A 24,364-nucleotide genomic window follows, 5' to 3' on the forward strand; every position below is an offset into this window, starting at 1 on the left:
AAAATGGATTTAAAGCAAATTAGTGTGATAATGATTGTTAAAAATGCTCAAAAAACCTTAAAAGCTTGCTTGGAATCTTTGCAAGAATTTGGCGAGATAGTTTTGATAGAAAATGATAGCAATGATGATACTTTGAAAATTGCTTATGAATTTAGTAAAAACTATAAAAATATCAAGATTTATCAGCATAAATTTATAGGTTTTGGACCTTTGAAAAATTTAGCCATAAGTTATGCTAGTAATGATTGGATTTTTAATATTGACGCAGATGAGCTTGCTAAGAAAGAATTTTTACAAGAGCTAAGGAAAATCGAGCCTAATAAAGAAGATATCATAGCCTTACCAAGAGAAAATTTATATAATGGAGAGTGGATTAAAGCTTGTGGGTGGTGGCCTGATCATGTAATGCGGGTGTTTAATAAAACCCATACTAGTTTTAATGAAAATTTGGTACATGAAAGTTTGATTTTACATGAAGATAGCAAAAAGATTAAGTTGCAAAATGGTTTGAGGCATTTTACATGCGATCAGATGAGTGAAATAATAAGTAAAATGAATCTCTATACTTCATACTCTGCGCAAGAAAAATTTAAATATAATAAAAAACCGAGTGCCACAAAGGCCATACTGAGATTTATTTTTACTTTTATAAAGGACTATTTTTTTAGAAAAGGTTTTTTATATGGATATAAGGGATTTGTGATTGCTATTTTAAATGCAAATGGTGCTTTTTTTCGATATATGAAACTTTATGATCAAGTTTGCAAAAATGAAAAAGATTAATATTTTTTTAAAAGATATTACAGAAAGTGGTGGTGGAGAGAGGGTTTGTGTAAATCTTGCTAATGCTTTTTCTTTTGATTATGAAGTTGAAATTTTTAGTTTTTATAAAAGTCAACCAAATACTGCTTATGAGCTTGATGAAAAGGTAAAAATAACTTACTTAAGTGCATTTAATTTAAAAAATGCAAGAGGAATTAAAAAAATATTTCTAAAAATTTTTTGTCGCTATTTTCTATCATTAAAAATGATTTTCTATTTTAGACAAAGAAATAAAGAAATAATTGTAGCTAATGATGGGTATTTTTTACCTTTTTTCAAGAATAAAACTTTAAAGTATTTTAGAATTTGGCACATTAAAGCTCCTAAGAGAAAAAAGAGAATTTTTGATTATTTTGATGCAATTATTATACTTTCATCAAAAGAACTTGAAAAATGGAATAAATGGCATAAAAATATTCAAATAATTCCTAATTTTTTACCTTTTATATCTTCTAAAAAAAGTGATTTGTCTCAAAAAGTTGTTTTAAGTATTGGTAGGTTTACTCAAGAAAAAGGTTTTTTCAGGCTTATAGATATTTGGGAAACGATACAAAGGAGTGAGAAATTTAGAGAATGGCAACTCCATATTGTGGGTGATGGGATTTTGAAAGAAGAATTGCTTTATAAGATAAAACTAAAAAAATTAGAACACTCTGTAATTTTATTACCTTTTAATAAAAATATAGAAACAGAATACCTAAAAGCAAGTATTTATGCAATGACTAGTTATTCTGAAGGTTTTGGAATGGTTTTAATTGAAAGTGCAAATTATAGTATCCCAAGTGTTGCATTTGATATAAATACAGGGCCTAGTGATATCATTGATAATAAAAAAAGCGGATTTTTAATCCAAGATGGCAATTTACATGATTTTACAGATAAACTTTGTTTGCTTATGGATGATAAGGGCTTAAGAGAGCAAATGGGACAAGCTGCTAAGGAAAATATTTGTAATAAATTTTCTAAAGAAAAAGTTATGCAAAAATGGAAAGATTTATTAATTATTTGATTTTATTGGCATATTTTTTAAACTCATTAAGAATTTTAAACGCTTTTAATAATACATTAAAAGTATTTTTATTGTTTCTTCTTGCATATAAGACTATTTCTCCAAGCATACAGCATAAACCAAAGATTTCATTATGAATGATTTGCACATTATACATAAAACATTTATCTTGGTTTGTATTGTGAATCAAAGATGATATTTTTACAAAATTAAAACTTTTTATAGCTTTTAAAAGCTCAAGTCCCAAAGCGCTATAAAGTAAATGATCTTTAATATTTGTTTTTTGTTCAAGTAGTTCTTTATTAAAAATAGGTGTTTTTTCAGCTATTTGCCACCAATAATCATTTATATTTTTACCTTGTAAATCTGTGTATGATTTTAAAAATTTCCAAGGCTTTTCTCCGTAGTGTAGAATTTTGGGTGATTTTGCACTTTCAATAAATTCCTCTCTTGTGTAGTTAAGCCTATTAGGTTTTTCATTTTTGCATATTACATAAAGTAGTGTTTTTATGTTGAAATTATAAGAGAAATCTAATTTTAATTGATACTGTGGTTTTATAGTAGCATTCAATAGATCTTGATCTGCTGCTTTTATATAGTAGCTTTTGCTAGCTAAATTTTCACATTTTTGTTCTATACCGTTTTTTTTCCATTCTTTTAAGTTGATGAGTAGAAAACCTGAGTTAAAATAATTTTTACCAAAATATAAAACTTTTTTCTTACCATATTCTTTAAATTTAATTTTAAATTTTTTAGAACCAGGATCTCCTACAACTCCTGCTATTTTTCCTTCTAAATTAATGGTAAAAATTTCTCTTATATCACACAAACACAACATATCAGAATCTAAATATAAGCATTTATCTATTTGTTCTTCTAATATAGAACTTAATTTTAATCTATAATAAGGTAATTTTGAGCTATGGGCGGCCCCACTAATAGGATAACTCTTAAAATTTTTATCGCTTAGAATATGAATTTGTATTATGCAGGGGAAAATATCATTAAGTTCTTTTTCTAAACTCTGAATTTTTTTTATTGTATTATCACTGATAAAGTTACTTAAAATATGGAAATAATATTTATTTTCTTTTAGATAAAATTTATTTTTATTTGTATTTTTAACAATACTTGTAATCAAAACAGCTGTATATTTTATATAATTTTCGTCAGCACTAAAAATGATATGATACATTTATGTTTTCTTTTTTTTGAATATTTTTAGTGGATGTCTGAAGTAAGATCTAAGTATTAAGTAAATTCTTAATTTATTAATATTAATTTTATTATTCTTTAGCAATTCATTTACATTTAGATATCTTTTTTTTGAATGATATAAAGCATATCCTGTAATGTAGTTTAAAAAATATCTTTTTAAAATTTTTTTAACTGTTTTACTTTCTGTTTCTCTTATAAAATGTAATATATTGCAAGCTATAACTAAATGACTATAAGACCTAAAATAAGATCTTAATTCTTTGTAAGATTTAAAATATTGCTTTAATGGAAGTAAAAATTTAGGTAGTTTAATAGGAAATTGTTCGATATTTTCACTAGTCATAGTAGAATTTTCTCTTATTCTATATATTATTAATTCTTTACTTGTAAAAACAACATTGTTTGCTAAAGATAATAAAAAAATACCAAATTCATCATCTTCAGCATGAATTCCGTGGGTAAATCGTAGATTATACTTGTTTAAAATATTTGTATTAAAACAATATGACCAACATAAATAGTAGTGATAAATTGAGCGTTTTTTTAGGAAATTTATTCCAGATTTATATGTTTTAAAGGTAATATTTTTATTTTTTTGTGTTATTTGTTTGTCAAATTCATTGTAAGTTATGTAACTATGCATAATTAATTCTGATTGATTTAAGTTTTTTATGCAATATTCAATACACTCTAGCTCAAAATAATCATCTGAGTCAATAAAATGAACAAATCTATTTGGAAGTTCTTGAATTATAATATCATTAATATTTTCAATATTAATTTTTACAAAATTTTTAGATTTTATTTCTATAAATGAATTTAGTTTGTCTTTATTTATTTTTTTATATACTTTTTCAAAAGTATTAGTCTTTTCAATACTTTTGATTGAAGTTGTTTTACCTTCACAAAATTTTCTTAAATCACTATTTTTTATAAACTCTAATCCAACATTTCTAGCAGATCCTTGGTGAAAGTTTATTTTAGAAACAATAAAAATTCTATCATCTTTTTGTGCGTAATCTAAGCATATTTGTAAACTTTCATCATCGCTTCCATCATCTACCAAAACAATATCTAAATTTTTGTAAGTTTGATTTATAACGCTATCTAAACATTGTTTTAAATAGGGTGCTACATTATAAATAGGTATAATTATACTAACCAAAGGATTGCAATTCATCAAATGACCTTTTAATTAACTTCACATAGTAGTATTGTTTCAAGGGAGATACTACCATCTACTGGTTTAATTATCTTAAATGTATAGCCTAAATCTAATTCTTCTATAAACGGTTTTATATTGAAAAAATCATCAATATTGTGATAGATACTTAATATTAATGCAGGTTTATGGTTTTTTATGGTTTCTAGGGCACCTTTTAAAAAATCTTGCTCAAAGCCTTCTATATCAACTTTTATCAAACCTACTTCAATATTGTTGGTTTTAACATAATCATCAAGAGTAATTATTTCAGTATTTTCATATTTGTCTGAATTTTCACTGCATAAAGTAGAACAACTTCCAGCAAAAGAGAGTTTTATGGTTTTGTTTTCAGAACCTAATCCTTTATTGATCGCAGTAATTTTTTGAGAGTTATTAAGTTTTAATGTTTTTAATAGAAGATTGTAGTTATTTTGACTTGCCTCAAAACAATATATATTACTATGTGGAAATTCTTTTTCAAAAACTATAGCGCTATCCCCTATATATCCACCAACATCGATTATACTTTTTTTGTGTATTTTACTGAGGGTGTTTTTTTGAAAACAATCTATATTGTGTTTGTAGAAAAATACACTTGCTTCAAAATGATTTATAGGAAGGAAAAAACCATTATAAAAATAAGTTTCATTATTTATTGTAATAATTTGCCTTAAGAAATTTTGTTCAATATCTTTTAATTTATTAACTTCATCATCATTTGCAAAGACAAAATCACATTCTTTGTTAATGTTTTTTAATCGATATAATATAGTGTTGATTGTTTTAATACTTTCGTTGTCTAAATTTTTAACTAGGCTATATAGCATATCAGTAGTTAAAATTTGTTTTAATTTATTTGAAAAAGTAAATTGCATATTTTCACTTGATAAAATATATTGATTTATTTTTTTATTTTGCAATCGCTTGTGATTAAAATGATTAATTGGTAAGTGTAATTGAATTTGTTTGAATATTGTAAAATTTAAAAATTTAATTTTTTTAAGAACAATATCATATTTACCAGCATTGTATATGTTTTTTGTTTTTTGAAAAACCGATATATTAGCAAAGGTAATTTTTTTTTCATAGTAATTGCTTTTAATATCTTTTTTTATTTTAAACATTTCTCATCTCCCTATACCTTCATATTTATAACCAAGACTTAAAGCTTTTTGTTTATCTAGTAAATTTCTACAATCAAAAATCTTTTTATCTTTCATAATACTAGCTAATTTTTCTAAATCAATATCTTTAAATTCACTCCACTCAGTTAATATCACAAGTAAATCTGCATCCTTACAAGCTTCGTATGCATTTGAGCAATACTTAATTTTGTCTTGTAAAATACTTTTTGCAAGATCCATAGCTTTGGGATCATAAGCTTGTATACAAGCGTGTTGTTCTAATAACTTAAATATTATATCTATAGCAGGAGATTCTCTGCAATCATCTGTGCCATCTTTAAAAGCTAAACCTAAAATAGCAATTTTAGAATTTTTAACATCCTCTACTAAATTTAAAATTCTATGAGCTATTGTTTCTTTTCTTTTTTCATTTCCATTTATAGCTGCATTTATTAAACTTAAATCTACATCATTTTGTTTACCCATAAAAGCCATAGCTTGGGTATCTTTTGGAAAACAAGAACCTCCATAACCTGGTCCAGGATTTAAAAATCTATTGCCAATTCTCTCATCAAGTCCCATTCCTTTGGCTACTTCTAAAATATCCGCTCCTGCTTTTTCGCAAAAATTAGCCATTTCATTGATATAATGAATTTTAATAGCTAAAAAAGCATTAGAAGCATATTTGATCGTCTCTGAAGATCTTCTACTTACAAAAAGTAATTTACTTTTATATTTAAAAGGCTCATAAAGTTTTTCAATAACTTTTTTTGCTTGATCTGAGTTAGTTCCAACTACAATACGATCAGGATTGAAAAAGTCATATACAGCAAAACCTTCTCTTAAAAACTCAGGCAAAGATACAACGTCAAATTTTGCATTTGGATTTTTTTTGCTAATTAAACTTTCTATATCATCTCCTGTACCCACCGGAACAGTTGATTTAGTAGCTACTACTGTATAATCTTTTAAATAATCAGCTAATTCAGTTGCGGCAGCATGAATATACTTCATATCAGCTTCTTTTGTTACAGGGTGTGGAGGAGTACCAACAGCTATAATAACTACATCAGCATTTTCAACACCTTCTTTCATAGAAGTACTAAATTGTAAATTTCCATTTTTGGTGTTTTTTAAAAACAATTCTTCTAAGCCATCTTCGTATATAGTTAATTTATTATTTTTTAATGCTTCTATTTTTGATATTTCTCTATCAATACAAATAACTTTATTGCCTAATTCTGCTAGTCCAACTCCTGTTGGCAAACCTACATATCCTGTTCCTATAATAGCTATATTCATATATTAACCTTTAAAATAATTTATATTTTTTTTAAAATATTCTATAGTTTTATCTAAACCCTTATCTAAATTTATCTTTGGTTCCCAATCAAATTTAGATTTTGCTAAAGTTATGTCTGGACGTCTTTGAGTAGGATCATCTAGCGGAAGATCTTTATAAATGATTTGTGATTTAGAATTTGTTTTTTCTATAACTTTTTGTGCTAAGTCTTTGATTGTAAATTCACCTGGATTCCCTGTATTTATAGGTCCTTGAAAATCTTTTGGCGAATTCATTACTTTAATAATAATATCAATTAAATCATCTACATAGCAAAAAGATCTTGTTTGAGAACCATCTCCGTATATAGTAATATCTTTCCCGCTTAGAGCTTGGCATATAAAATTACTCACAACTCTACCATCATTTGGATCCATATTTGGACCATAAGTATTAAAAATTCTTATCACTTTTATATCGACATTTTCATGTCTATGATAATCAAAAAACAAGCTTTCAGCACATCTTTTACCCTCATCATAACAAGCTCTAATGCCTATAGGATTAACATTGCCTCTATAATCTTCACTTTGTGGATGAATAAGAGGATCTCCATAAACTTCTGAAGTAGAAGCTTGCATGATGGTTGCTTTATGTTCTTTTGCTAATTCTAGCATATTAATAGCACCATATACACTAGTTTTAGTTGTTTTTATAGCATGACTTCCTTGATAAGCTGGAGGGGAAGCCGGACAAGCAAAATTATATATTTGATCTAGTTTTGTTTCGATTTTAAGCAGATTACAAATATCATGATGTATAAAAGTAAAATTTGGGTGTGATAATAAATGGTTGATATTTTCCATTCTACCTGTATAGTTATTATCTACGCAAATTATATGATTATCATCTACCAATCTTTGACATAAATTTGAACCTAAAAAACCACTGCCACCGGTAATTAGTATTGTTTTCATTTATTTTTTCCTTAAAGTAAAAATAGCATAACCTATGTAATTTTGAATTTGAAATAATAGTCTAAAAATTTCCCTTGTTATTTTTTTAAAAAAAGAAATTTTTTTGCTTCTTTCTTTAATTGTTGAGATAAGCTCAGTGTGCTGAAGTAATATAGGTTTATAAATTACATTATAATTTTTATTAAGATATAAATCCATAAAATCATCAACAGGTTTGTACCAAAATTTTGAATAATATATAAAGAGGCGAGCAGCTTCGGGTTTTAAATAATATCCTTGCGCTCCACTAGTATTAGAAAAACTTATGTAGAAATTATCTTTATAGTGTTGAATATTTTTATCAAATAAATAATGTAATTTTATATATGAAAAACTACTTTTTTGTAGAATAGTGATAATATTTGAGTTGTTTAAAAACTCATCACTAAAAATAACATCATCTTCTAAAATGATGATAGGGTTATTAAGTTCTTGGCATTTTTTCCATAAACTATAATGGGATGCAAAGCATGATTTTTCACTATCGCTAAGTTCGCGTCCAAGTACAAATTGACACCACCATGGGAAGTGGTTTTTAAATTGCAAATGCTCATTTTTAGAACCATCGATGGCTTTAAAAAATTCAAATTCTAGTTGATTTTTTAAATTCGGATTGCATGTGAAGAGTTTTTGAATCTGTTCTTGCATAAAATTTTTTCTATCTTCTGAGCGTTCTAGATTGATGATAAAAACTTTTACTTTTTCCAAACTCTACCCTCTAACCCTAAAATTTCTTTTTCTAAAACTTCTAATATTTTTTCATTAAAATGTTTATGTGAAAAAATATTAGCTAATTTTTTAATGCATTTTAAACTTTGCTTTTTATGCTCGTAATTTTGCCATAAAATTTCTTTATTTTTGTTTTCATATCTACCGTTTTCATTAAATTCATAGCGGTATATACATTCTTTCGATATAAAAAAACTTTCACTAATCATAAAATTTATATAATTAAAAAGCACATCCTCCCCATAGCAAAGCCTTTCTTTGAAATCAACATATTCAAAACTTTGCAATATCAAATTTTTTCTATATATTTTTGCCCAAACACTCCAACAAAAATGTTTTTGCTTAAGTAAAAATTCCAAAAAATCATCTTTATTAAAAAGCTCATCTTGTTTAAATCTATAAAATTTCTTAAATTTTACTCTATGTATATACGCATCAAACACTACCATATCTACATTTTTAATTTTTTCAAACCCAAGCTCACAAGCATTCAGCTCTAAATAATCATCAGGATCTAAAAACATTATAAAATCTGATTTTGCATTTAATACGCCTATATTTCTACTGGCAAAGGTTCCTAAATTTTCTTCATCATGTATGATTTTTATTCTATCATCTTTACTAGCATATTCTTTAGCTATATCTATACTTTTATCATTACCGCAATCATCTACCACAATGATTTCTACATCTTTAAAAGTTTGGTTAATACAACTTTCTAATGCCCTAGCTATATATTTTTCTACATTATAAGTTGGCAGTATGATGGAAATTTGACTCATGTTAGCTCTTTATTTTTTGATATAATTATAGCTTTTATTTTAAGGAAAATCATGAATATTTTTATCAACCTTCCTACTTGGCTTGGCGATGCGGTGATGGCTAGTGCGGCTATTTATGCTATAAAAGAAAAATACCCCCAAGCTAAATTTACTTTTTATGGTTCTTTTGTGAGTACAGAGCTTTTTAAACGCTTTGAGAATGCTCAAATTTTAGTAGAAAATAAAAAGCAAAGATATAAGCAAATTTTACAAGCTAGAAAAAACATTGGTAATTTTGATCTAGCTTTTTCGTTTCGCTCAGCATTTTCAAGCAAGATCATTTTAAATCTAATCAAAGCAAAAAAAAGATTTTATTTTGATAAAAATATTCTAAAAGAAGAACATCAAGTCTTAAAATACTTAAATTTCATAGAAAAAGCTTTAAATTTTAAAGCCACTTCAAATGTTTTAAAACTCCCTATAAAAGCAAAATCAACTCAAAAACTTTTGGGTATAAATGCAGGTGCGCATTTTGGAAGTGCTAAAAGATGGGAAGCGAGCTATTTTGCAAGGGTGGCAAAAGAATTTAGCTCCACTCATAAAATTTTAATCTTTGGAGTAGAAAGTGAGAGAGAAATTTGTAATGAAATTGAGCATTTTCTTTTAAAAGAAGGCATAAGGGCAAAAAATCTTTGTGGTAAAACTAGTATTTATACTTTATGTAAAAATATTTCTATGCTTGATTTGCTCATCACAAATGATAGTGGTCCTATGCATATAGGTGCAGCTTATGGGGTAAAAACGGTGGCTGTTTTTGGCTCTACTAAATTTAGTCAAACCTCGCCTTGGCAAGAAAATGCTAAAATAGCACATTTAAATTTAGCTTGTATGCCTTGTATGCAAAAGGTTTGCCCTTTAAAACACCATAAATGTATGAAAGATTTAAAGCCTGATGTGGTAATAAATTTAGCAAAAACATTTTTTTAACATAATTTTCTTTGTGATTTGGGTTTAAACCTCTTGCAAAAGCTTGATAAATGTGTTAAACTTAACAATCATTTTTAATCAAGGAGCTTTTTATGACTAAAGCAGATTTTATTTCTCAAGTTGCTCAAACTGCTGGGCTAACTAAAAAAGATGCAACTGCAGCTACTGATGCAGTAATCGCTACTATTACTGATGTATTAGCTAAAGGTGATAGCATTAGCTTTATCGGTTTTGGTACATTTTCTGTAGCTGAAAGAGCTGCTAGAGAAGCTAGAGTACCAAGCACTGGTGCTACTATCAAAGTACCTGCTACTAAAGTTGCTAAATTTAAAGTAGGTAAAAACCTTAAAGACGCAGTTGCTGCTGCTAAAACTGCTAAAAAAGCTAAAAAATAATTCTTTGCGCAAAAGTTTCTAACTTTTGCGTTTTTTCTTCATAGATTAAGTATTAATTTTCTTTTGATATTGTTTTAAAAAATTAGAAGGAAAACAATGTCAATTTATAAGAATATCTTAGATTGTATAGGTAATACCCCGATTGTTTCTTTAAAAGAATTTGCTCCAAATCTTTATGCTAAATGTGAGTATTTTAATCCAAGTCATTCTATAAAAGATAGAGCGGCTGTAGAGATGATAAAACAAGCTTTAAGTGAAGGTAAGATCAATCAAGAAACAACCATTATAGAAGCTACAAGTGGAAATACCGGCATAGCTTTAGCAATGATTTGTGCAAGCTTAAAGCTTAAACTTATTATAGCTATGCCTGAGTCTATGAGTATTGAGCGTAGAAAAATGATGAGTTTTTTTGGTGCAAAGTTAGAGCTTACTCAGGCAAGCAAAGGTATGCAAGGAGCGCTTGATAGAGCTAATGAGCTTTTGAGTGAAATTCCAAATTCGTTTATGGTAAGTCAATTTGAAAATATCAACAACAAAAACGCACATAGAAAAAATACCGCTTTAGAAATTTTAAAAGTTTTACCTGATCTTGGTATTTTTTTAGCAGGTTTTGGCACAGGCGGAACTATTAGTGGGGTAGGAGAAATTTTAAAAGAACACAATCCTAATATCAAAATCATAGCTTTAGAGCCCGCATCTTCACCACTTTTGAGCCAAAATACCGCTGCAAGCCATAAAATTCAAGGTATAGGTGCAAATTTTATCCCTAAAATTTTAAATCAAAAAATCATAGATGAGATAGTTTGTGTAAGCAATGAAGATGCTATAAATACAGCCTTAGAGCTTGGTAAAAACGGCATAATGGCAGGAATTTCAAGCGGGGCAAATGTATATATGGCTAGAAAAATTGCTTTAGAAAATCCAAATAAAAAAGTCTTGACTATGTTAAATGATACAGCCGAGCGGTATTTATCAACTGATTTATTTGCAAATTTATAATTTGGAGTGAATATGAGTCAAAATAATGAGCATTTTGATTTAGATCTTGAAAGGGCGATTTTAAGTTCTTGTATATATAGTGAAGATTCTTTTTTTAGTATTTCTTCAGATATTGAGATTAATGATTTTTCACTCAAAGCTCATCAAGATATTTATAAAGCTATTTTAGCTTGTGTGAATGCAGGCGAGCCTATAAGTGCAAGTTTTATAAGAAAACATAAAAAAATAGATGAGCAAATTTTAGCTGAAGTTTTAGCCACTACTTCTATAGCAGATGTGAGTAAATATGCTTATGAGCTAAGAGAAAAGTCTATTAGACGCCAACTTTTAAATTTTGCTTATACTATACCTACAAGGGTAAATGAAGATAAAAGCATTTCTCAAATTTCAGATGAAATAGGCAAAGAGATTTTTAATCTCACCAACCGTGTAAATAGTAATAGTATTAAAGATATGACTATGGTTATGTCTGAGCTTATGGATGAGTTTAAAAAGCAAAAAGAAGCTGAAAACAAAGATATTTTGGGACTTGATACAGGCTTTAGTGAGCTTAATAAAATGACAAAAGGCTTTAAACCTGGCGATCTTGTAATCATCGCTGCACGCCCTGGTATGGGAAAAACTACAATTTGTTTAAATTTTATAGAAAAAACACTAAGACAAAATAAAGGCGTTGTAATGTTTTCACTAGAAATGCCTGCTACACAAATCATGCAAAGATTAATCAGTGCAAAAACTTCCATTCCTTTGCAAAAAATTCTAATCGCAGATTTAAATGATGATGAGTGGAGTAGGGTGGGTGATGCTTGTAATGAATATGCACAAAAAAATCTTTATATTTATGATAGCGGTTATGCTAGTATAGCTGATATTCGTTCGATTTTACGCAAAATTAAAGCTCAAGATGAGAGTATCGAGCTTTGCGTAGTTGATTACATCGGTCTTATGATGAGTAATTCAGCTTTTAATGATAGGCATTTGCAAGTGAGTGAAATTTCAAGAGGTTTAAAGCTTTTAGCAAGAGAATTAAATATGCCAGTAGTGGCACTTTCGCAATTAAATCGTTCATTAGAAAGTAGAGCAAACAAGCGTCCTATGCTTAGTGATTTAAGAGAAAGTGGTGCTATAGAACAAGATGCAGATACGATTTTATTTGTATATAGAGATGAAGTTTATAGAGAGCAAGAAGAAAAAGAAAGAGAAAATAAAGCCAAAAATGAAGGCAAGACTTATGAGAGAAAATTTATGCCAAATCCTGTGCAAGAAAAGGCTGAGCTCATTATAGGTAAAAATAGAAATGGCCCTGTAGGGCATGTGGATTTGCTTTTTTTGAAAGAAAAATCGTGCTTTATTGAAGCTCCAAAAGAAGATTTTGTGGTTACAAACTTTGAAGGTTAATTCAAAGGGTAACCATAATTTCTATGCATAAAAAGTTCTAAATCTTTAAAATCGATTTTTCCCATCAGCTCTTTTACAAGCTGTTTGTATACTATTTTTCCATCTTTAATTACAAAAGCTGCTCTTGCTAGCAATCCTGCAAATATACTATCATTTATTAATACCCCATAGTTTATGCCAAAATCTTTAAAGGCAAAATCACTTGCGGTTATAATATTATCAATTCCTTCGGTAGCACAAAAACGATCCATAGCAAAAGGTAAATCCATACTAACAATAATAACTTCAATATTTTTCATAGAAGCTAGTCTTTTATTGGTTTCTTTGGCTTGTTTTGAACATACTGGTGTATCTAAGCTGGGTAGAGTTAATAAAATTTGAGTTTTCCCAGGTGGTGCTATTTCTACTGGGGCAAGATTTTTGGTTCTTAGAACTACCCTTGGAGCATTATCTCCAACTTCTAATTCAATTCCTGCAAGTTCTATAATTTGACCTTTATATGTAATGCTTGACATAATTTCCCTTTTTTATAATAAAATCATTTTTGCTAAAAGTAAGAAGCTAAAAAATCCCAAACCATCAGTAATCGCAGTAATCACTACACTTGATCCTACCGCAGGATCGATTTTAAATTTTTTCAAAGTTAGAGGTACAAAAGAACCTACAAAACCGGCTAAGGCTAGATTAATTAGCATTGATAAGGCTATAACAAGTCCCAAAAGAGCTGTTTTAAACCATATGAAAGCTATAATGCTCATAATACTAGCAAATATAAATCCATTGAGTAAAGAAATTCCACTCTCTCTTAATATAACTTTTTTAGCATCTTTAAATTCTACTTCATTGAGTGAGAGCTTTCTAACTGTTACTGCTAAAGCTTGTGAGCCTGTATTGCCTCCCATGGAAGCTACGATAGGCATAAGTACTGCTAGGGCTACAAGTTGTTCTATTTCACCTGAAAAAAGGCTAATGATATTAGCTGAGATTAATGAAGTAGTAAGATTAATCATAAGCCAAAAAGCTCTAGCTTTAGCCGCTTTAAAAGCACTTTCTTCCTCAACATCTGCATCAACTCCGGCTAAGTTATAAATTTGTTCTGTTGCATTTTCTTGGATTAAATCATGGATATCATCATAGGTAATTCTACCTAAAAGCACTCCATCATCATTTACAACTGCTAAAACACTCAAATCATAATCTTCCACTATATCAATAGCCTTTTGTATGTCTTCATGATCTTTTATGCTATAGCTTTTATATCTTTCATTATTGTTTTTAATAATATCTGCAAAACTTAGTTTAAAATCCCAAAGCAAAAGATCGCTTAGGTTGATAGCATTGCAAAGCTTTCCTTGATTATCTATGATATAAACTTGAAAAATTTGATCTACTTGTCCTGAATGTTTTAAAATTCTATATCTTTTAATAGCTTTTTCTATACTCTCATCAATAGAAGCTGTGAAAATTTCTGTTTGCATATAAGCACCAGCAGTATTTTCATCATAATTTTTAAGGCGTAAAATTTCTTCTTTATCTTCTGAGCTTAAGCGGTTTAAAATGGCTAAAGTTTTTTGTGGATTTAGCTCTTCAAAACGCTTAATTAAGTCTGTTGCATCATCACTTTCAAGCTCTTCTACCGCTTTTGCAATCTTTATAATACTTAAGTGTTCTAAAATATCTTCTAAGATATGTTCAGGTGTTATAGTAGCTACATTTGCAAGTGTGTAAGTATCAAAAGATTTAAGAGTTTGCAAATAAAGCTCTTCGTTATATCTTTTGATAGTCTTTAGGGCTTCATTGGTTTCATAGGTGCTTTGATCTTTGGAAATATTTTTTAAAAGTTCTTGTGCTTCTAAAAAATCATTCATCATCTCAAAGCTCCATAGAATTTTCTATATTTTGTTCTTTTGGTGGATTTTTATAGTTTTCATCAATGCTTTGCAAGCGATTTTCATACTCTTTTGCCATTTTTAAAAATTCTTCTTTATTTTTACCGCTTAGGCTTGATTTTGGAATTTTCACTATGGTTTCAGGATTAATTGCTTTGTTATTTAGATAAAGTCCAAAATGCAAATGTGGCCCAGTACTCATACCAGTAGAGCCTACATAGGCAATTACTTGTCCTTGTTTGACTTTTTGGCCACGTTTGATTTTTGCAAAGCGGCTAAGGTGAGCATATAAAGTCATATAGCCTGACATGTGTTTTACTTGAACAACTTTACCATAGCCACCTTTTGTCCCAACAAAACTAATCGTTCCATCTCCTGCGCTCTTAACTGGAGTACCCGTTGGAGCTGCATAGTCAATACCTAAATGCGCTCTATAGCGTTTTAAGATAGGATGATATCTTGCCCTAGTAAAGCGATCTGAAATTCTTGTGTATTTAACAGGTTTGGTTAAAAAGAAATTTTCAAGTTCTTTTCCTTGAGCATTATAATAAGAATCTTTATATAAAAACACAGAATATTCTTTGCCTCTAATGTTAGCTAAAGCTGCTTGGATATTAATATCGCCAAAAAGTCTTCCTAGTCTTCTTTTTTGCTCATAAATTAATACTACGCTATCGCCTTTTCTGACATTTTTAAAGTTAACACTATTTTTAAAAGCTCTCACCATAGCTCTTGCTAAGGTTACACTGCCACTTTCATCATAAACATCTTGATAAGCTGAGTTGTTAATAGCTACGCGAATAGTTCGTTTTTCTTTAGTGTAAGAAATAGGAGTAAAACTCAATACGAATTTATTTTCTATATTTTTGTAAATATGAATTTGTAAATCATCGCTAATTGGGATTAAAACTTGCTCAAGTTCACCTTGTTCATCTTTTAGCATTTGGTATTTAACACCACTTGTGATTTCTGCACTTAGTTCTTTATCTTCTCCATCAAGATTATAATATAAATTAAGCGGTATAGAATGATCTTGTAAAAAATCAAGTAAAGTTTTGCCATTTTCCCAAGAAAGTTCTTCAACACTTGAAATAGCAAAAAGTTTTATGGATATAAGTAAAGATATGAAAATTTTTTTCATGATAATCTAAAGCCTTCTAAAATTTAAACATAAATTTGTATTTTACTTAATTTTTCTTACAATTTTGTAAGGAAAAAACAATATAATTTATTTTTTACACTTTTTAAGGAGTATAAATTGTCAAGAATTATCTTAATGCTTTGCTGTTTTTTAGCATTTTTACAAGCTAAAAATTTTGATTTAATACAAACAAAACTTGAAAAAGTAGATGATATTTATGGTTATATAAAAGATGATCCTAGAATTTTATTGCACTCAAGTGGTATAGTTGTGCATGAAATTGATACACAAAAATCAATTATTGCAAGAGCTAGTGTAATAGGGCGTGAAAATGGCTTAGTTAAATTACAATTTAAAGTTTTTGATATGCTAGCTCAAGATGCTATGCCTTTGCCAAATGTATTGCCACAAGTAGGGGATAAAATAGTTTTAAATTATTTATATGATAGAGCTTTGATTATAGCTCCTGATAAAAGTGTGTATGATTTTATAGCTCAAAAATTAAATGGAATTTATTTTTTACACCCTGATTTATTTGGTGCGCATATGATACAAGAATACCGCCAAACTCCAAGAAGATCAGATTTTAGATCTTTTTGTTCAAAAAATGCTGTGGGGCTTTTAGTAGTAGCTTTAGAAAATAAAGCTGAGATAGTTGATTGTCAAGACTTTGGCAAGATTGAAGAATTTGCTATACCTCAAGCTCAAAGTTTGCAAATTCCATTTTATTCAAGAATCACAGGTTATAAAAGTGATATTTTTAGCTTAAATGATGAGGCCATTGGAAATTATTATGTATATTATGAAAAACTAATTAGCTTAACTAGAGAAAAATAATGCAAGAAATTCATCAAAAATTCTTTCAAGATCTTTTAGGGGTTGAAAATGCGCATTTTGATCCTATCCATAAAAGAGCATATAGTTATGATGCTACTAAAAAGCATTATTTGCCTGATGGAGTGCTTTTCCCAAGAGATGAAAATGATATTAGTCAAATTTTAAAATATTGTAATGAAAACAAAATCATCGTTATTCCTAGGGGCTCAGGTAGCGGATTTACCGGTGGAAGCTTGGCTGTTAATGGCGGAGTGGTGCTAAGCTTTGAAAAGCATATGAATAAAATTTTAGAAATTGATCTTGAAAATTTAGTCGCAGTGGTACAACCTGGTGTGATAAATATGGCTTTACAAGAAAAAGTAAAAGAATATGGTCTATTTTATCCGCCTGATCCTGCTAGTATGGAGTATTCTTCTTTAGGGGGCAATGTAAGCGAAAATGCAGGGGGTATGAGGGCTGCTAAGTATGGCATAACTAAAGATTATGTAATGGCTTTAAGAGCAGTTTTACCTAATGGAGAAATCATTAGAGCAGGTAAAAAAACCATAAAAGATGTGGCAGGTTATAATCTAGCTGGAATTTTAATAGCAAGCGAGGGATCTTTGGCTGTGCTTAGCGAGATTACTTTAAAACTAGTTGCTTTGCCAAAGTTTAAAAAGACAGCTATGGGGATTTTTAACAGTATTGATGAAGCGATGAATGCAGTTTATAAAACTTTAGCTAAAGGTGTAACTCCTGTATCTATGGAATTTTTAGATCAATTAAGCATACAAGCATTAGAACAAAAATTCCAAAAAGGTTTACCTATGGATGCGGGTGCGATTTTAATTGCTGATGTAGATGGTAATGTAAAAGAAGCTATTGAAGCAGATTTAAAAATCTTGCAAGAAAGTTTTTATGAATCTGGCGTAAGAGAGTTTAAAATAGCAAAAGATGAACAAGAAGCAGCTGATATTTGGTTTGCTAGAAGAAATTGTTCTCAAAGCATAGCAATGTATGGAAATTTAAAGCTTAATGAAGATATTACAGTGCCACGTTCAAAACTACCTGAGCTTTTAAAAGGCATAGCTGAAATTTCTAAAAAATATGGTTTTAAAATCCCTTGTTTTGGTCATACTGGCGATGGTAATGTGCATACTAATGTAATGGTAAGCGATAAAAACAATCCTGAATTAGTTAAAAAAGGTTATGAAGCTGTGGAAGAGGTGTTTAAGCTTACAGTTTCTTTAGGTGGGACTTTAAGTGGAGAGCATGGCATAGGCATTTCAAAGGCTCCTTTTATGAAGCTTGCTTTTAGTGAAGCTGAAATGGACTTAATGAGAAATATCAAAAAAGCATTTGATCCAAATAATATACTCAATCCTTTCAAAATGGGACTTTGATGAGTTTTAAAAACTTATTTAAAATTCTTTTAGCTTTAAGAGATAAAGAAATTCTAAATTATGCTGCGGCTTTGAGTTTTTATACTATCTTATCTTTAATACCACTTTTGTTTTTATGTTTTTGGGTTTTTACCCAAATTCCAAGTTTTGAAATGTATCAAGAAAGAATTAAAAATTTAATTTTTACTTTTTTAATCCCAACTCAACAAGAATTAATCATACAATACATCAATACCTTTTTAAAAAACAGCGTAAATTTAGGTCTTATAGGGCTTTTGGCTATGGCTTTGACTTCTTTGGCTTTTTTTTCAGGTTATGATTATGTAATTAATAAGCTTTTAGAGGAAGATTCTAAAAGTCTTTGGCATAGTATAAGTTCTTATTGGACTTTAGCAACTTTAACTCCGCTTGGACTTGGAGTGAGTTTTTACATTTCAGGTTTTATACAAAAAACCTTAGATGATTTTAATATTGCTTTAAATTTTTTTGAGATTTTACCCTATGTGATTATATGGGCATTGTTTTTTGTATCTTATTCAAGTTCAGTAAGCAAAAAAGGCGATTTAAAAACCTTGCTTATTAGTTCTTTTGGTGCTTCTGTGATTTGGTATATTTCTAAGATGATTTTTGTGTATTATGCTGTATATAATAAAACTTATTTAAATGTATATGGTTCTTTTTCTGTAATATTATTTTTCTTTTTGTGGATTTATATATCTTGGATTATTTATCTTTTGGGATTAAAGGCTTATTTACTTTTAAATCAAGAAAATAAAGGGAATAAACCCAAGAGAAACTACAAAAAGAGCTAAGTATTTATTAAATATAGCGATTAAAGATAAAATTAAATAAATACAATAAAACATAAAAGATATTGATAGATTAATCGCATGCATTTTAAACTCAAAAAAATGCATTAAATATAAATCTAATAAATTTCCATAAGAAAAAATATGCAAGATTAAAACCAAAGGATAAAATATTATAAAGACTAAACTTAAAGGTATGGCTAAAAATTGCTGAAAGCTAAGTAGAGGAAAAAAGTATAAGACAGGGATAATCATTGCTAAAAAGGTCCAAATATTTAGCAAAAAAACATGAGTAAAATTTGAAAATTGATCTTTAAAATGATGAAAATATAAATAAATATAAAAAACTCCTAAAATAGAAAATAAAAATCCAACACTAAAAAGAAGTTTTGGAAAAATGCTAATACAAAATGCTATACTTAAAAATAAAAATTTAAAACTGAGTATTTTAATATTTTTACTAAATAAATAAAAAGCAAAAAGACTCATCAGTAAAGCTCTTGTATAAGAAGGGCTAAAATCTATTAAAAATATATAAAAAACTAAAAGCAAGAAAGCAAAAATACTAATATCAAGCTTTAAACTTCTATAAGGAAAATATCGTTTATGAAAAAAAGCATATAAAGGAGCAAAAATCAAAAAGCAAAAACTAAATAACAAGCCCAAATGATATCCACTAATAGCAATTAAATGTGCGATATTGTAAAAATTTACATCATTTCTAAGCTCACTTGATACATTTTTGGCAAAAAATAAAGCACCGTAAAATTCTTTGATTTTTTCATTTTGATGTTGATTTAAAAAATATCTTATTAGTGTATTTTCTTTTTGTGTTTTAGTTTTGTTAAAATCATAACTTGGTGCATAAAAACTTTTACTAAGATAATCTTTAAAGTTAATATTTTTAGTGATAATTCTAAGATTTATCATGTCATTTTTACTTAAATTGAGATCTTTAAAGCTAGTGGTGTAAAAAATAAAATCAGAATTTTTGAGTTTTAAAACTTGATATTTTTTACCTTTTTTATTAGTTTTTTCATAAGAAGACAAAACAATGTTATCTTTAAGTAATAAATGCTTAGTAAGTTTAAAATTTTGATATTTTTTATACTCATAGATGAGATTTAAACTAAAAATTGCTAAAAAACACAATAATAAAATAAAAAATTCTCTATAAGTTTCTTTGATAGAGAATTTTAAACTCATTTTTTCTTAGAAAAGCGTGATAAATATAACCATATAATAAAAATTAAAGTGATTATAAAAACAGGAGCTATGTAAGGATAGTTGGCAAATGCTTCAAAAGCTTCTTTTAGGGTATTTCCAAAAATAAAACCAGCATAACCTAAAATAACAGCCCAAATCAAACTAGCTAAGGTATTGATGATAAAAAATCTTACAAAGCTAAATTTACAAAGACCTGCTGCTATAGGAATGATGGTTTTTACTCCATAGATAAATTTTTGCACCACTAAAAGCAAGTCGCCGTATTTTTTGATTTTCATCATAGCAAGAGCGATTTTTCTTCTATGATTTTTAAAATAAGGCATTATGTCTTTTTTGTAGTATTTTCCCAAGATAAACAACAAGGTTGAGCCTATGGTATTAGCTAAAAAGGCTAAAAATATACATAAATGCAAATCAAGTTTAGTAGAACTTGCACAAAGCATTCCTGCAGCAAGTATAGCAACCATACCTCCACCAAAAGAATAAAAAAATAAAATCAAATAGCCATAAGTACTTAGATTATCTATCATTTCTTGCATGAAAAACCTTATCTTGCAAAATCAATCGCTCTAAGCTCTCTGATGACATTGACTTTTATTTCGCCAGGGTATTGAACTTTTTCTTGAATCTCTTCAGCTATTTCTTTAGCTAAAAGCACAGATTCATCATCATTGACTAATTTTGCATTAACAATAACTCTAATTTCCCTACCAGCATTAATAGCATAAGCTTTTTTAACCCCTTCTTTACTTTTTGCTATATCTTCAAGTTCGCTCACTCTTTTTAAGAAGGCTTCTAAAACTTCACGTCTTGCACCAGGGCGTGCAGCGCTTAGTGTATCTGCTGTACAAACTGCAGCTGATTCTATGCTAATAGCTTCTTCATGCCCATGATGAGCATAAATTGCATTAATCACAACAGGATGTTCTTTATATCTTTTGCAAAGTTCAGCTCCTAAATCCACATGAGAGCCTTCAAATTCATGTGTTAAAGCCTTGCCTATATCGTGTAAAATCCCAGCTCTTCTTGCTAATTTTTCATCCCCGCCACACTCAGCTGCTATGATTCCAGCTAAATGTGCCACTTCTAAAGAATGTGCTAGAGCATTTTGGCCATAACTTGCTCTATATCTTAATTTTCCTATTAATTTAACAATTTCAGGATGGATATTATTAAGCCCTAAATCCATTACTATAGTTTGACCTTCTTCTAAGATATTATCTTCAAATTCTTTGCAAACTTTTTCATGAATTTCTTCTATTTTTGCAGGTTGAATTCTGCCATCTTCAACTAAAAGTTCAATCACTTTTGTAGCAATGGCGCGTCTATATAGATTAAAACAACTTACTATAATTGCTCCAGGTGTATCATCGATGATAATATCAACACCCAAAACCATTTCTAAGGTTTTAACATTTCTTCCTTCTTTACCTATAATACGACCTTTTAGCTCATCATTTTTGATATTTACCACATTAATTAATCTTTCAGCAGCAAATTCCCCTGCAAATCTTGAAGTAGCTTGCGCTAAGATAAAATTAGCTTTTCTTTTGGCTTCATTTCTAGCTTCTTCTTCGTATTTTCTAACAATATGAGCAATTTCAGCTCTTGAGTTTTCTTCTACTTTTTGTAAAACTATATTTTTTGCTTCTTCTTGTGTAAGACCAGCTGAATGCTCAAGAATTTTTAATACTTCACTAAGCTTTGTTTCATAATTTTGTTTTAAATTTTCATTTTCCTCGTGTAAAGCTTTTATAGCTTGCTGTTCTTTTGCCAGCTTGTTTTTGTTTTCCTCGTGAAGTTTTTCTTGATAATGAAGATTTTGTTCTTTTTTATTAAGCTCTTCTAGTTTAATAGAATGTTCTTTTTGAAGTTTTTGAATTTTTTCATCAAATTTTTTCTTTGCCGCAAATTCAGCTTCAGCAACCGAATTTTTAGCATCTTTAAGTGTTAGTTCAGCTTCATATTCAATGGCTTTTGCTTTTGCTTTTGCTTGCTCTAAAAAGATATTGAAATTTGCATCATTAATCTTTTTGGCGACTATATACCCAATCCCTCCGCCTATAAAAACGGCTATTAATGCGACTAATATTTCTATCATTGTTTTTAACTTTCCTAAAATATTTTTTATAAGGGTTTATATAAAAATTTCCTTTTATATCATGATCTTGGCTAAAAAATTGATCAGATTTTGCATCGATCATTTGCGTAAAAATAACCAAAGGTTTTTTATAAGAAATACTTTCAAAAAACCTATCGTAAAAACCTTGACCATGACCGATTCTTCCTAACTTTGCATCTACGCCTATTACAGGGATAATCGCAACATCAATGCGAGTTTGCAAAAAAGAATCTTTTGGCTCATACACCCCAAAGCTCTTTTTTTCAAGAGCTAATCTTAATTTTACTACCTTTAAACTTTTATCTTGCATAAATGGGACGAAAATTTGATATTTTTTTGTTAGAAAATGCCTGAATTTATAAAGATTAATTTCATATTTTAAAGGGATATATATAAGGATATTTTTACAATTTTTGTATAAATTTAGAATTTTCATTATTTCTTGAAAAACCAAAAAATCCCTTTTGTATTGATACTTTAATTTTAAATGCATTTTGGATTTTTGTTTTATTCTAAAATTGTTTTTTATCAAGGCTTTCCTTAAAGTTTTTAACTTTTTATGTTATACTTTTAAGCTTAAAAAATCATAAGGATAAGACTTGAAATTTAAAATTTTTTTAGTAATTTTTATCGCGGTATTTTTTGCTTCATGCTCTAGTGATAAAGAAAATTCTAGCATTGAAAATACAGATAATGCAAGTTTAACTCAAAGTGAAAATACTGATTTTACTTTAAAATTTTTAGATGGTAGAAAAATGTATGTGAAATATCATGAGCAAGCATTTAATTTTGATGATACAGCTAAAGCTAAGTTGTTTGTTTTTTTTACGACTTGGTGTGCACCTTGTAAGGCTCAAATTCCACATTTAAATAATTTAAATAATAAATATCAAGATAGATTTGAAGTAATAGCGCTTTTTTTAGAAGAGAATAAGGAGCAAGAAATATTAACTTTTATAGAAGATGAAAAAATTAAATTTCCAGTAGCTATAGGAGAGAATAATTTTGTTTTTTCTAAAGTTTTAAATGTCAGTTCTGTACCAACAATGGTGTTATTTAATACAAAAGGTGAAAAGATTAAAGAGTATTTAGGGATAATCCCTGAAGAAATGTTAGATATAGATATACAAAAAGCGATAATGTGATGTTTGGATTTTTAAAAAATGGTTTGAAAAAAACCTTAGAAAGTATTCATTTAGTTAAGGCTTCAAATAAAATCATTACTAAAGATTTGCTTGAAGAAATGCTTTTAGAAGCTGATGTGGCGTATGAAATAGTTGAAGAGATTATTTACTATCTTCCTCCAAATGATGAGGTCAAAAAGGCTGATTTAGAGCGTGTTATGGGAACTTATTTTATTTATGATAAGCCAGAACTTGCTAATGCCAAACCTTTTGTGGATTTGATTTTAGGTGTAAATGGAGTGGGTAAGACCACAAGCATTGCTAAAATGGCACATTTGTATAAAGAAAATGGTGAAAAGGTTATACTTGGAGCTTGTGATACTTTTAGAGCAGGAGCTATAGAGCAGTTAAAATTATGGGCGCAAAAATTAGATATAGATATCATAGCTACTTCACAAGGACATGATCCTTCAGCAGTTGCTTATGATGCTATTTCTAAAGCTTTGGCAAAAAACTATGATAGGGTTATTTTAGATACAGCAGGACGCTTGCAAAATCAAAAAAATCTTGCTAATGAGCTTGAAAAAATTGTTCGTATAAGTGATAAAGCTATGCAGGGAGCTCCTCATAGAAAAATCCTTGTACTTGATGGCACTCAAGGTGTGGCAGGAATTTTGCAAGCAAAAGCTTTTAATGATTTAGTAAAACTTGATGGAGTGATTATTACAAAACTTGATGGAACCGCTAAAGGTGGAGCTTTATTTAGCATAGCAAGAGAACTTGAGCTTCCTATTTTATATGTAGGAGTAGGGGAGCAGCTAGGACAAATTCATGAGTTTAATCCTAATGAATACGTTAAAACTTTAGTTGAAGAGATTTTTGCATAATT

The 24,364-nt window shown here is 28.7% G+C and carries 25 protein-coding genes; 11 read left to right on the plus strand and 14 right to left on the minus strand.

What is annotated here, in order from left to right:
* Nucleotides 1-3: 3 nt before the first annotated feature.
* Nucleotides 4-783 carry a glycosyltransferase family 2 protein gene (locus tag L8V77_RS04120; RefSeq protein WP_263706839.1) on the plus strand — a complete coding sequence of 260 codons (780 nt, stop codon included), beginning with the start codon at nt 4-6 and terminating at the stop codon, nt 781-783.
* Nucleotides 770-1,831, plus strand: a complete 1,062-nt coding sequence (locus L8V77_RS04125; protein ID WP_263706840.1) for a glycosyltransferase family 4 protein — start codon at nt 770-772, stop codon at nt 1,829-1,831. The genes L8V77_RS04120 and L8V77_RS04125 overlap by 14 nt, the downstream gene beginning before the upstream one ends.
* Here the strand turns inward: L8V77_RS04125 and L8V77_RS04130 are convergent.
* The 7 genes from L8V77_RS04130 to L8V77_RS04160 are packed head-to-tail and all read right to left on the minus strand — an operon-like array spanning nt 1,824 to nt 9,186.
* Entirely contained in the window at nt 1,824-3,026 is a 1,203-nt protein-coding gene (locus L8V77_RS04130; protein WP_263706841.1) for a glycosyltransferase family 8 protein, read from the minus strand. The two genes, L8V77_RS04125 and L8V77_RS04130, sit on opposite strands and share 8 nt — an antisense overlap.
* Nucleotides 3,027-4,229 carry a glycosyltransferase family 2 protein gene (locus L8V77_RS04135; RefSeq protein WP_263706843.1) on the minus strand — a complete coding sequence of 401 codons (1,203 nt, stop codon included), beginning with the start codon at nt 4,227-4,229 and terminating at the stop codon, nt 3,027-3,029.
* Nucleotides 4,230-4,240: 11 nt separating this feature from the next.
* Entirely contained in the window at nt 4,241-5,377 is a 1,137-nt protein-coding gene (locus tag L8V77_RS04140) for an FkbM family methyltransferase (protein WP_263706844.1), read from the minus strand.
* A gap of 3 nt (nt 5,378-5,380) precedes the next feature.
* Nucleotides 5,381-6,679: a UDP-glucose dehydrogenase family protein gene (locus L8V77_RS04145; protein WP_263706845.1), complete on the minus strand. Its 1,299-nt coding sequence runs from the start codon at nt 6,677-6,679 to the stop codon at nt 5,381-5,383.
* Between the two features lie 3 nt (nt 6,680-6,682).
* Nucleotides 6,683-7,636, minus strand: coding sequence for a UDP-glucuronic acid decarboxylase family protein (locus L8V77_RS04150; RefSeq protein WP_263706846.1), 954 nt, complete (start codon nt 7,634-7,636; stop codon nt 6,683-6,685).
* A complete protein-coding gene (locus L8V77_RS04155) occupies nt 7,637-8,383 on the minus strand; it encodes a glycosyltransferase family 25 protein (RefSeq protein WP_263706847.1) in 747 nt (248 codons plus the stop codon).
* Complete coding sequence (locus L8V77_RS04160) at nt 8,371-9,186, minus strand: glycosyltransferase family 2 protein (RefSeq protein ID WP_263706849.1); 816 nt, start codon at nt 9,184-9,186, stop codon at nt 8,371-8,373. Before L8V77_RS04160 ends, L8V77_RS04155 begins: the two co-directional genes overlap by 13 nt.
* Before the next feature lie 51 nt (nt 9,187-9,237).
* Here L8V77_RS04160 and L8V77_RS04165 point away from each other — a divergent pair, with 51 nt between their 5' ends.
* The 4 genes from L8V77_RS04165 (at nt 9,238) to L8V77_RS04180 (ending at nt 12,944) form a co-directional block, all read left to right on the plus strand.
* Complete coding sequence (locus L8V77_RS04165) at nt 9,238-10,152, plus strand: glycosyltransferase family 9 protein (RefSeq protein ID WP_263706851.1); 915 nt, start codon at nt 9,238-9,240, stop codon at nt 10,150-10,152.
* 92 nt (nt 10,153-10,244) lie between these two features.
* The gene (locus L8V77_RS04170; protein ID WP_039619003.1) at nt 10,245-10,547 is read left to right on the plus strand and encodes an HU family DNA-binding protein; all 303 of its coding nucleotides are present in this window, start codon (nt 10,245-10,247) and stop codon (nt 10,545-10,547) included.
* 96 nt (nt 10,548-10,643) lie between these two features.
* Nucleotides 10,644-11,546, plus strand: a complete 903-nt coding sequence (cysK, locus tag L8V77_RS04175; protein ID WP_263663448.1) for a cysteine synthase A — start codon at nt 10,644-10,646, stop codon at nt 11,544-11,546.
* 12 nt (nt 11,547-11,558) lie between these two features.
* Nucleotides 11,559-12,944, plus strand: coding sequence for a replicative DNA helicase (locus L8V77_RS04180; protein WP_039618998.1), 1,386 nt, complete (start codon nt 11,559-11,561; stop codon nt 12,942-12,944).
* Here the strand turns inward: L8V77_RS04180 and tpx are convergent.
* From tpx to L8V77_RS04195, 3 genes are read right to left on the minus strand one after another with little or no spacing between them, the layout of a single operon-like run.
* Nucleotides 12,941-13,459 (minus strand): thiol peroxidase, encoded by a 519-nt coding sequence (gene tpx / locus L8V77_RS04185; protein WP_263663449.1) that lies wholly within the window; start codon nt 13,457-13,459, stop codon nt 12,941-12,943. The two genes, L8V77_RS04180 and tpx, sit on opposite strands and share 4 nt — an antisense overlap.
* Before the next feature lie 12 nt (nt 13,460-13,471).
* Entirely contained in the window at nt 13,472-14,815 is a 1,344-nt protein-coding gene (gene mgtE, locus L8V77_RS04190) for a magnesium transporter (RefSeq protein ID WP_263663450.1), read from the minus strand.
* A gap of 1 nt (nt 14,816) precedes the next feature.
* Nucleotides 14,817-15,974 carry a peptidoglycan DD-metalloendopeptidase family protein gene (locus L8V77_RS04195; RefSeq protein ID WP_263663451.1) on the minus strand — a complete coding sequence of 386 codons (1,158 nt, stop codon included), beginning with the start codon at nt 15,972-15,974 and terminating at the stop codon, nt 14,817-14,819.
* Nucleotides 15,975-16,100: 126 nt separating this feature from the next.
* Here L8V77_RS04195 and L8V77_RS04200 point away from each other — a divergent pair, with 126 nt between their 5' ends.
* From L8V77_RS04200 to L8V77_RS04210, 3 genes are read left to right on the plus strand one after another with little or no spacing between them, the layout of a single operon-like run.
* Entirely contained in the window at nt 16,101-16,811 is a 711-nt protein-coding gene (locus L8V77_RS04200; RefSeq protein WP_412175041.1) for a plasminogen-binding N-terminal domain-containing protein, read from the plus strand.
* Complete coding sequence (locus tag L8V77_RS04205; protein ID WP_263706852.1) at nt 16,811-18,193, plus strand: FAD-linked oxidase C-terminal domain-containing protein; 1,383 nt, start codon at nt 16,811-16,813, stop codon at nt 18,191-18,193. The genes L8V77_RS04200 and L8V77_RS04205 overlap by 1 nt, the downstream gene beginning before the upstream one ends.
* Nucleotides 18,193-19,005 (plus strand): YihY/virulence factor BrkB family protein, encoded by an 813-nt coding sequence (locus tag L8V77_RS04210; protein ID WP_087685400.1) that lies wholly within the window; start codon nt 18,193-18,195, stop codon nt 19,003-19,005. Before L8V77_RS04205 ends, L8V77_RS04210 begins: the two co-directional genes overlap by 1 nt.
* On the opposite strand, the gene L8V77_RS04215 is transcribed toward L8V77_RS04210, so the two are convergent.
* Genes L8V77_RS04215 through L8V77_RS04230 form a run of 4 tightly spaced genes read right to left on the minus strand, consistent with a single transcriptional unit; the run spans nt 18,952 to nt 22,883 of the window.
* Nucleotides 18,952-20,208, minus strand: a complete 1,257-nt coding sequence (locus L8V77_RS04215; RefSeq protein ID WP_263706853.1) for a ComEC/Rec2 family competence protein — start codon at nt 20,206-20,208, stop codon at nt 18,952-18,954. The two genes, L8V77_RS04210 and L8V77_RS04215, sit on opposite strands and share 54 nt — an antisense overlap.
* On the minus strand, nt 20,205-20,768 hold the full coding sequence (locus L8V77_RS04220) for a DedA family protein (protein ID WP_263706854.1): 564 nt from the start codon (nt 20,766-20,768) through the stop codon (nt 20,205-20,207). The genes L8V77_RS04215 and L8V77_RS04220 overlap by 4 nt, the downstream gene beginning before the upstream one ends.
* A gap of 8 nt (nt 20,769-20,776) precedes the next feature.
* On the minus strand, nt 20,777-22,330 hold the full coding sequence (gene rny, locus L8V77_RS04225) for a ribonuclease Y (protein ID WP_039628788.1): 1,554 nt from the start codon (nt 22,328-22,330) through the stop codon (nt 20,777-20,779).
* Complete coding sequence (locus L8V77_RS04230; RefSeq protein ID WP_214124961.1) at nt 22,254-22,883, minus strand: 5-formyltetrahydrofolate cyclo-ligase; 630 nt, start codon at nt 22,881-22,883, stop codon at nt 22,254-22,256. Before L8V77_RS04230 ends, rny begins: the two co-directional genes overlap by 77 nt.
* Nucleotides 22,884-22,950: 67 nt before the next feature.
* Here L8V77_RS04230 and L8V77_RS04235 point away from each other — a divergent pair, with 67 nt between their 5' ends.
* Together L8V77_RS04235 and ftsY are read left to right on the plus strand one after the other, a co-directional pair.
* On the plus strand, nt 22,951-23,496 hold the full coding sequence (locus tag L8V77_RS04235) for a TlpA family protein disulfide reductase (RefSeq protein ID WP_263706856.1): 546 nt from the start codon (nt 22,951-22,953) through the stop codon (nt 23,494-23,496).
* On the plus strand, nt 23,496-24,362 hold the full coding sequence (ftsY, locus tag L8V77_RS04240) for a signal recognition particle-docking protein FtsY (RefSeq protein WP_263663458.1): 867 nt from the start codon (nt 23,496-23,498) through the stop codon (nt 24,360-24,362). Before L8V77_RS04235 ends, ftsY begins: the two co-directional genes overlap by 1 nt.
* Nucleotides 24,363-24,364 lie beyond the last annotated feature (2 nt).

The organism is Campylobacter sp. IFREMER_LSEM_CL2127, from assembly GCF_025771745.1.
Classification (GTDB): Bacteria; Campylobacterota; Campylobacteria; order Campylobacterales; family Campylobacteraceae; genus Campylobacter_D.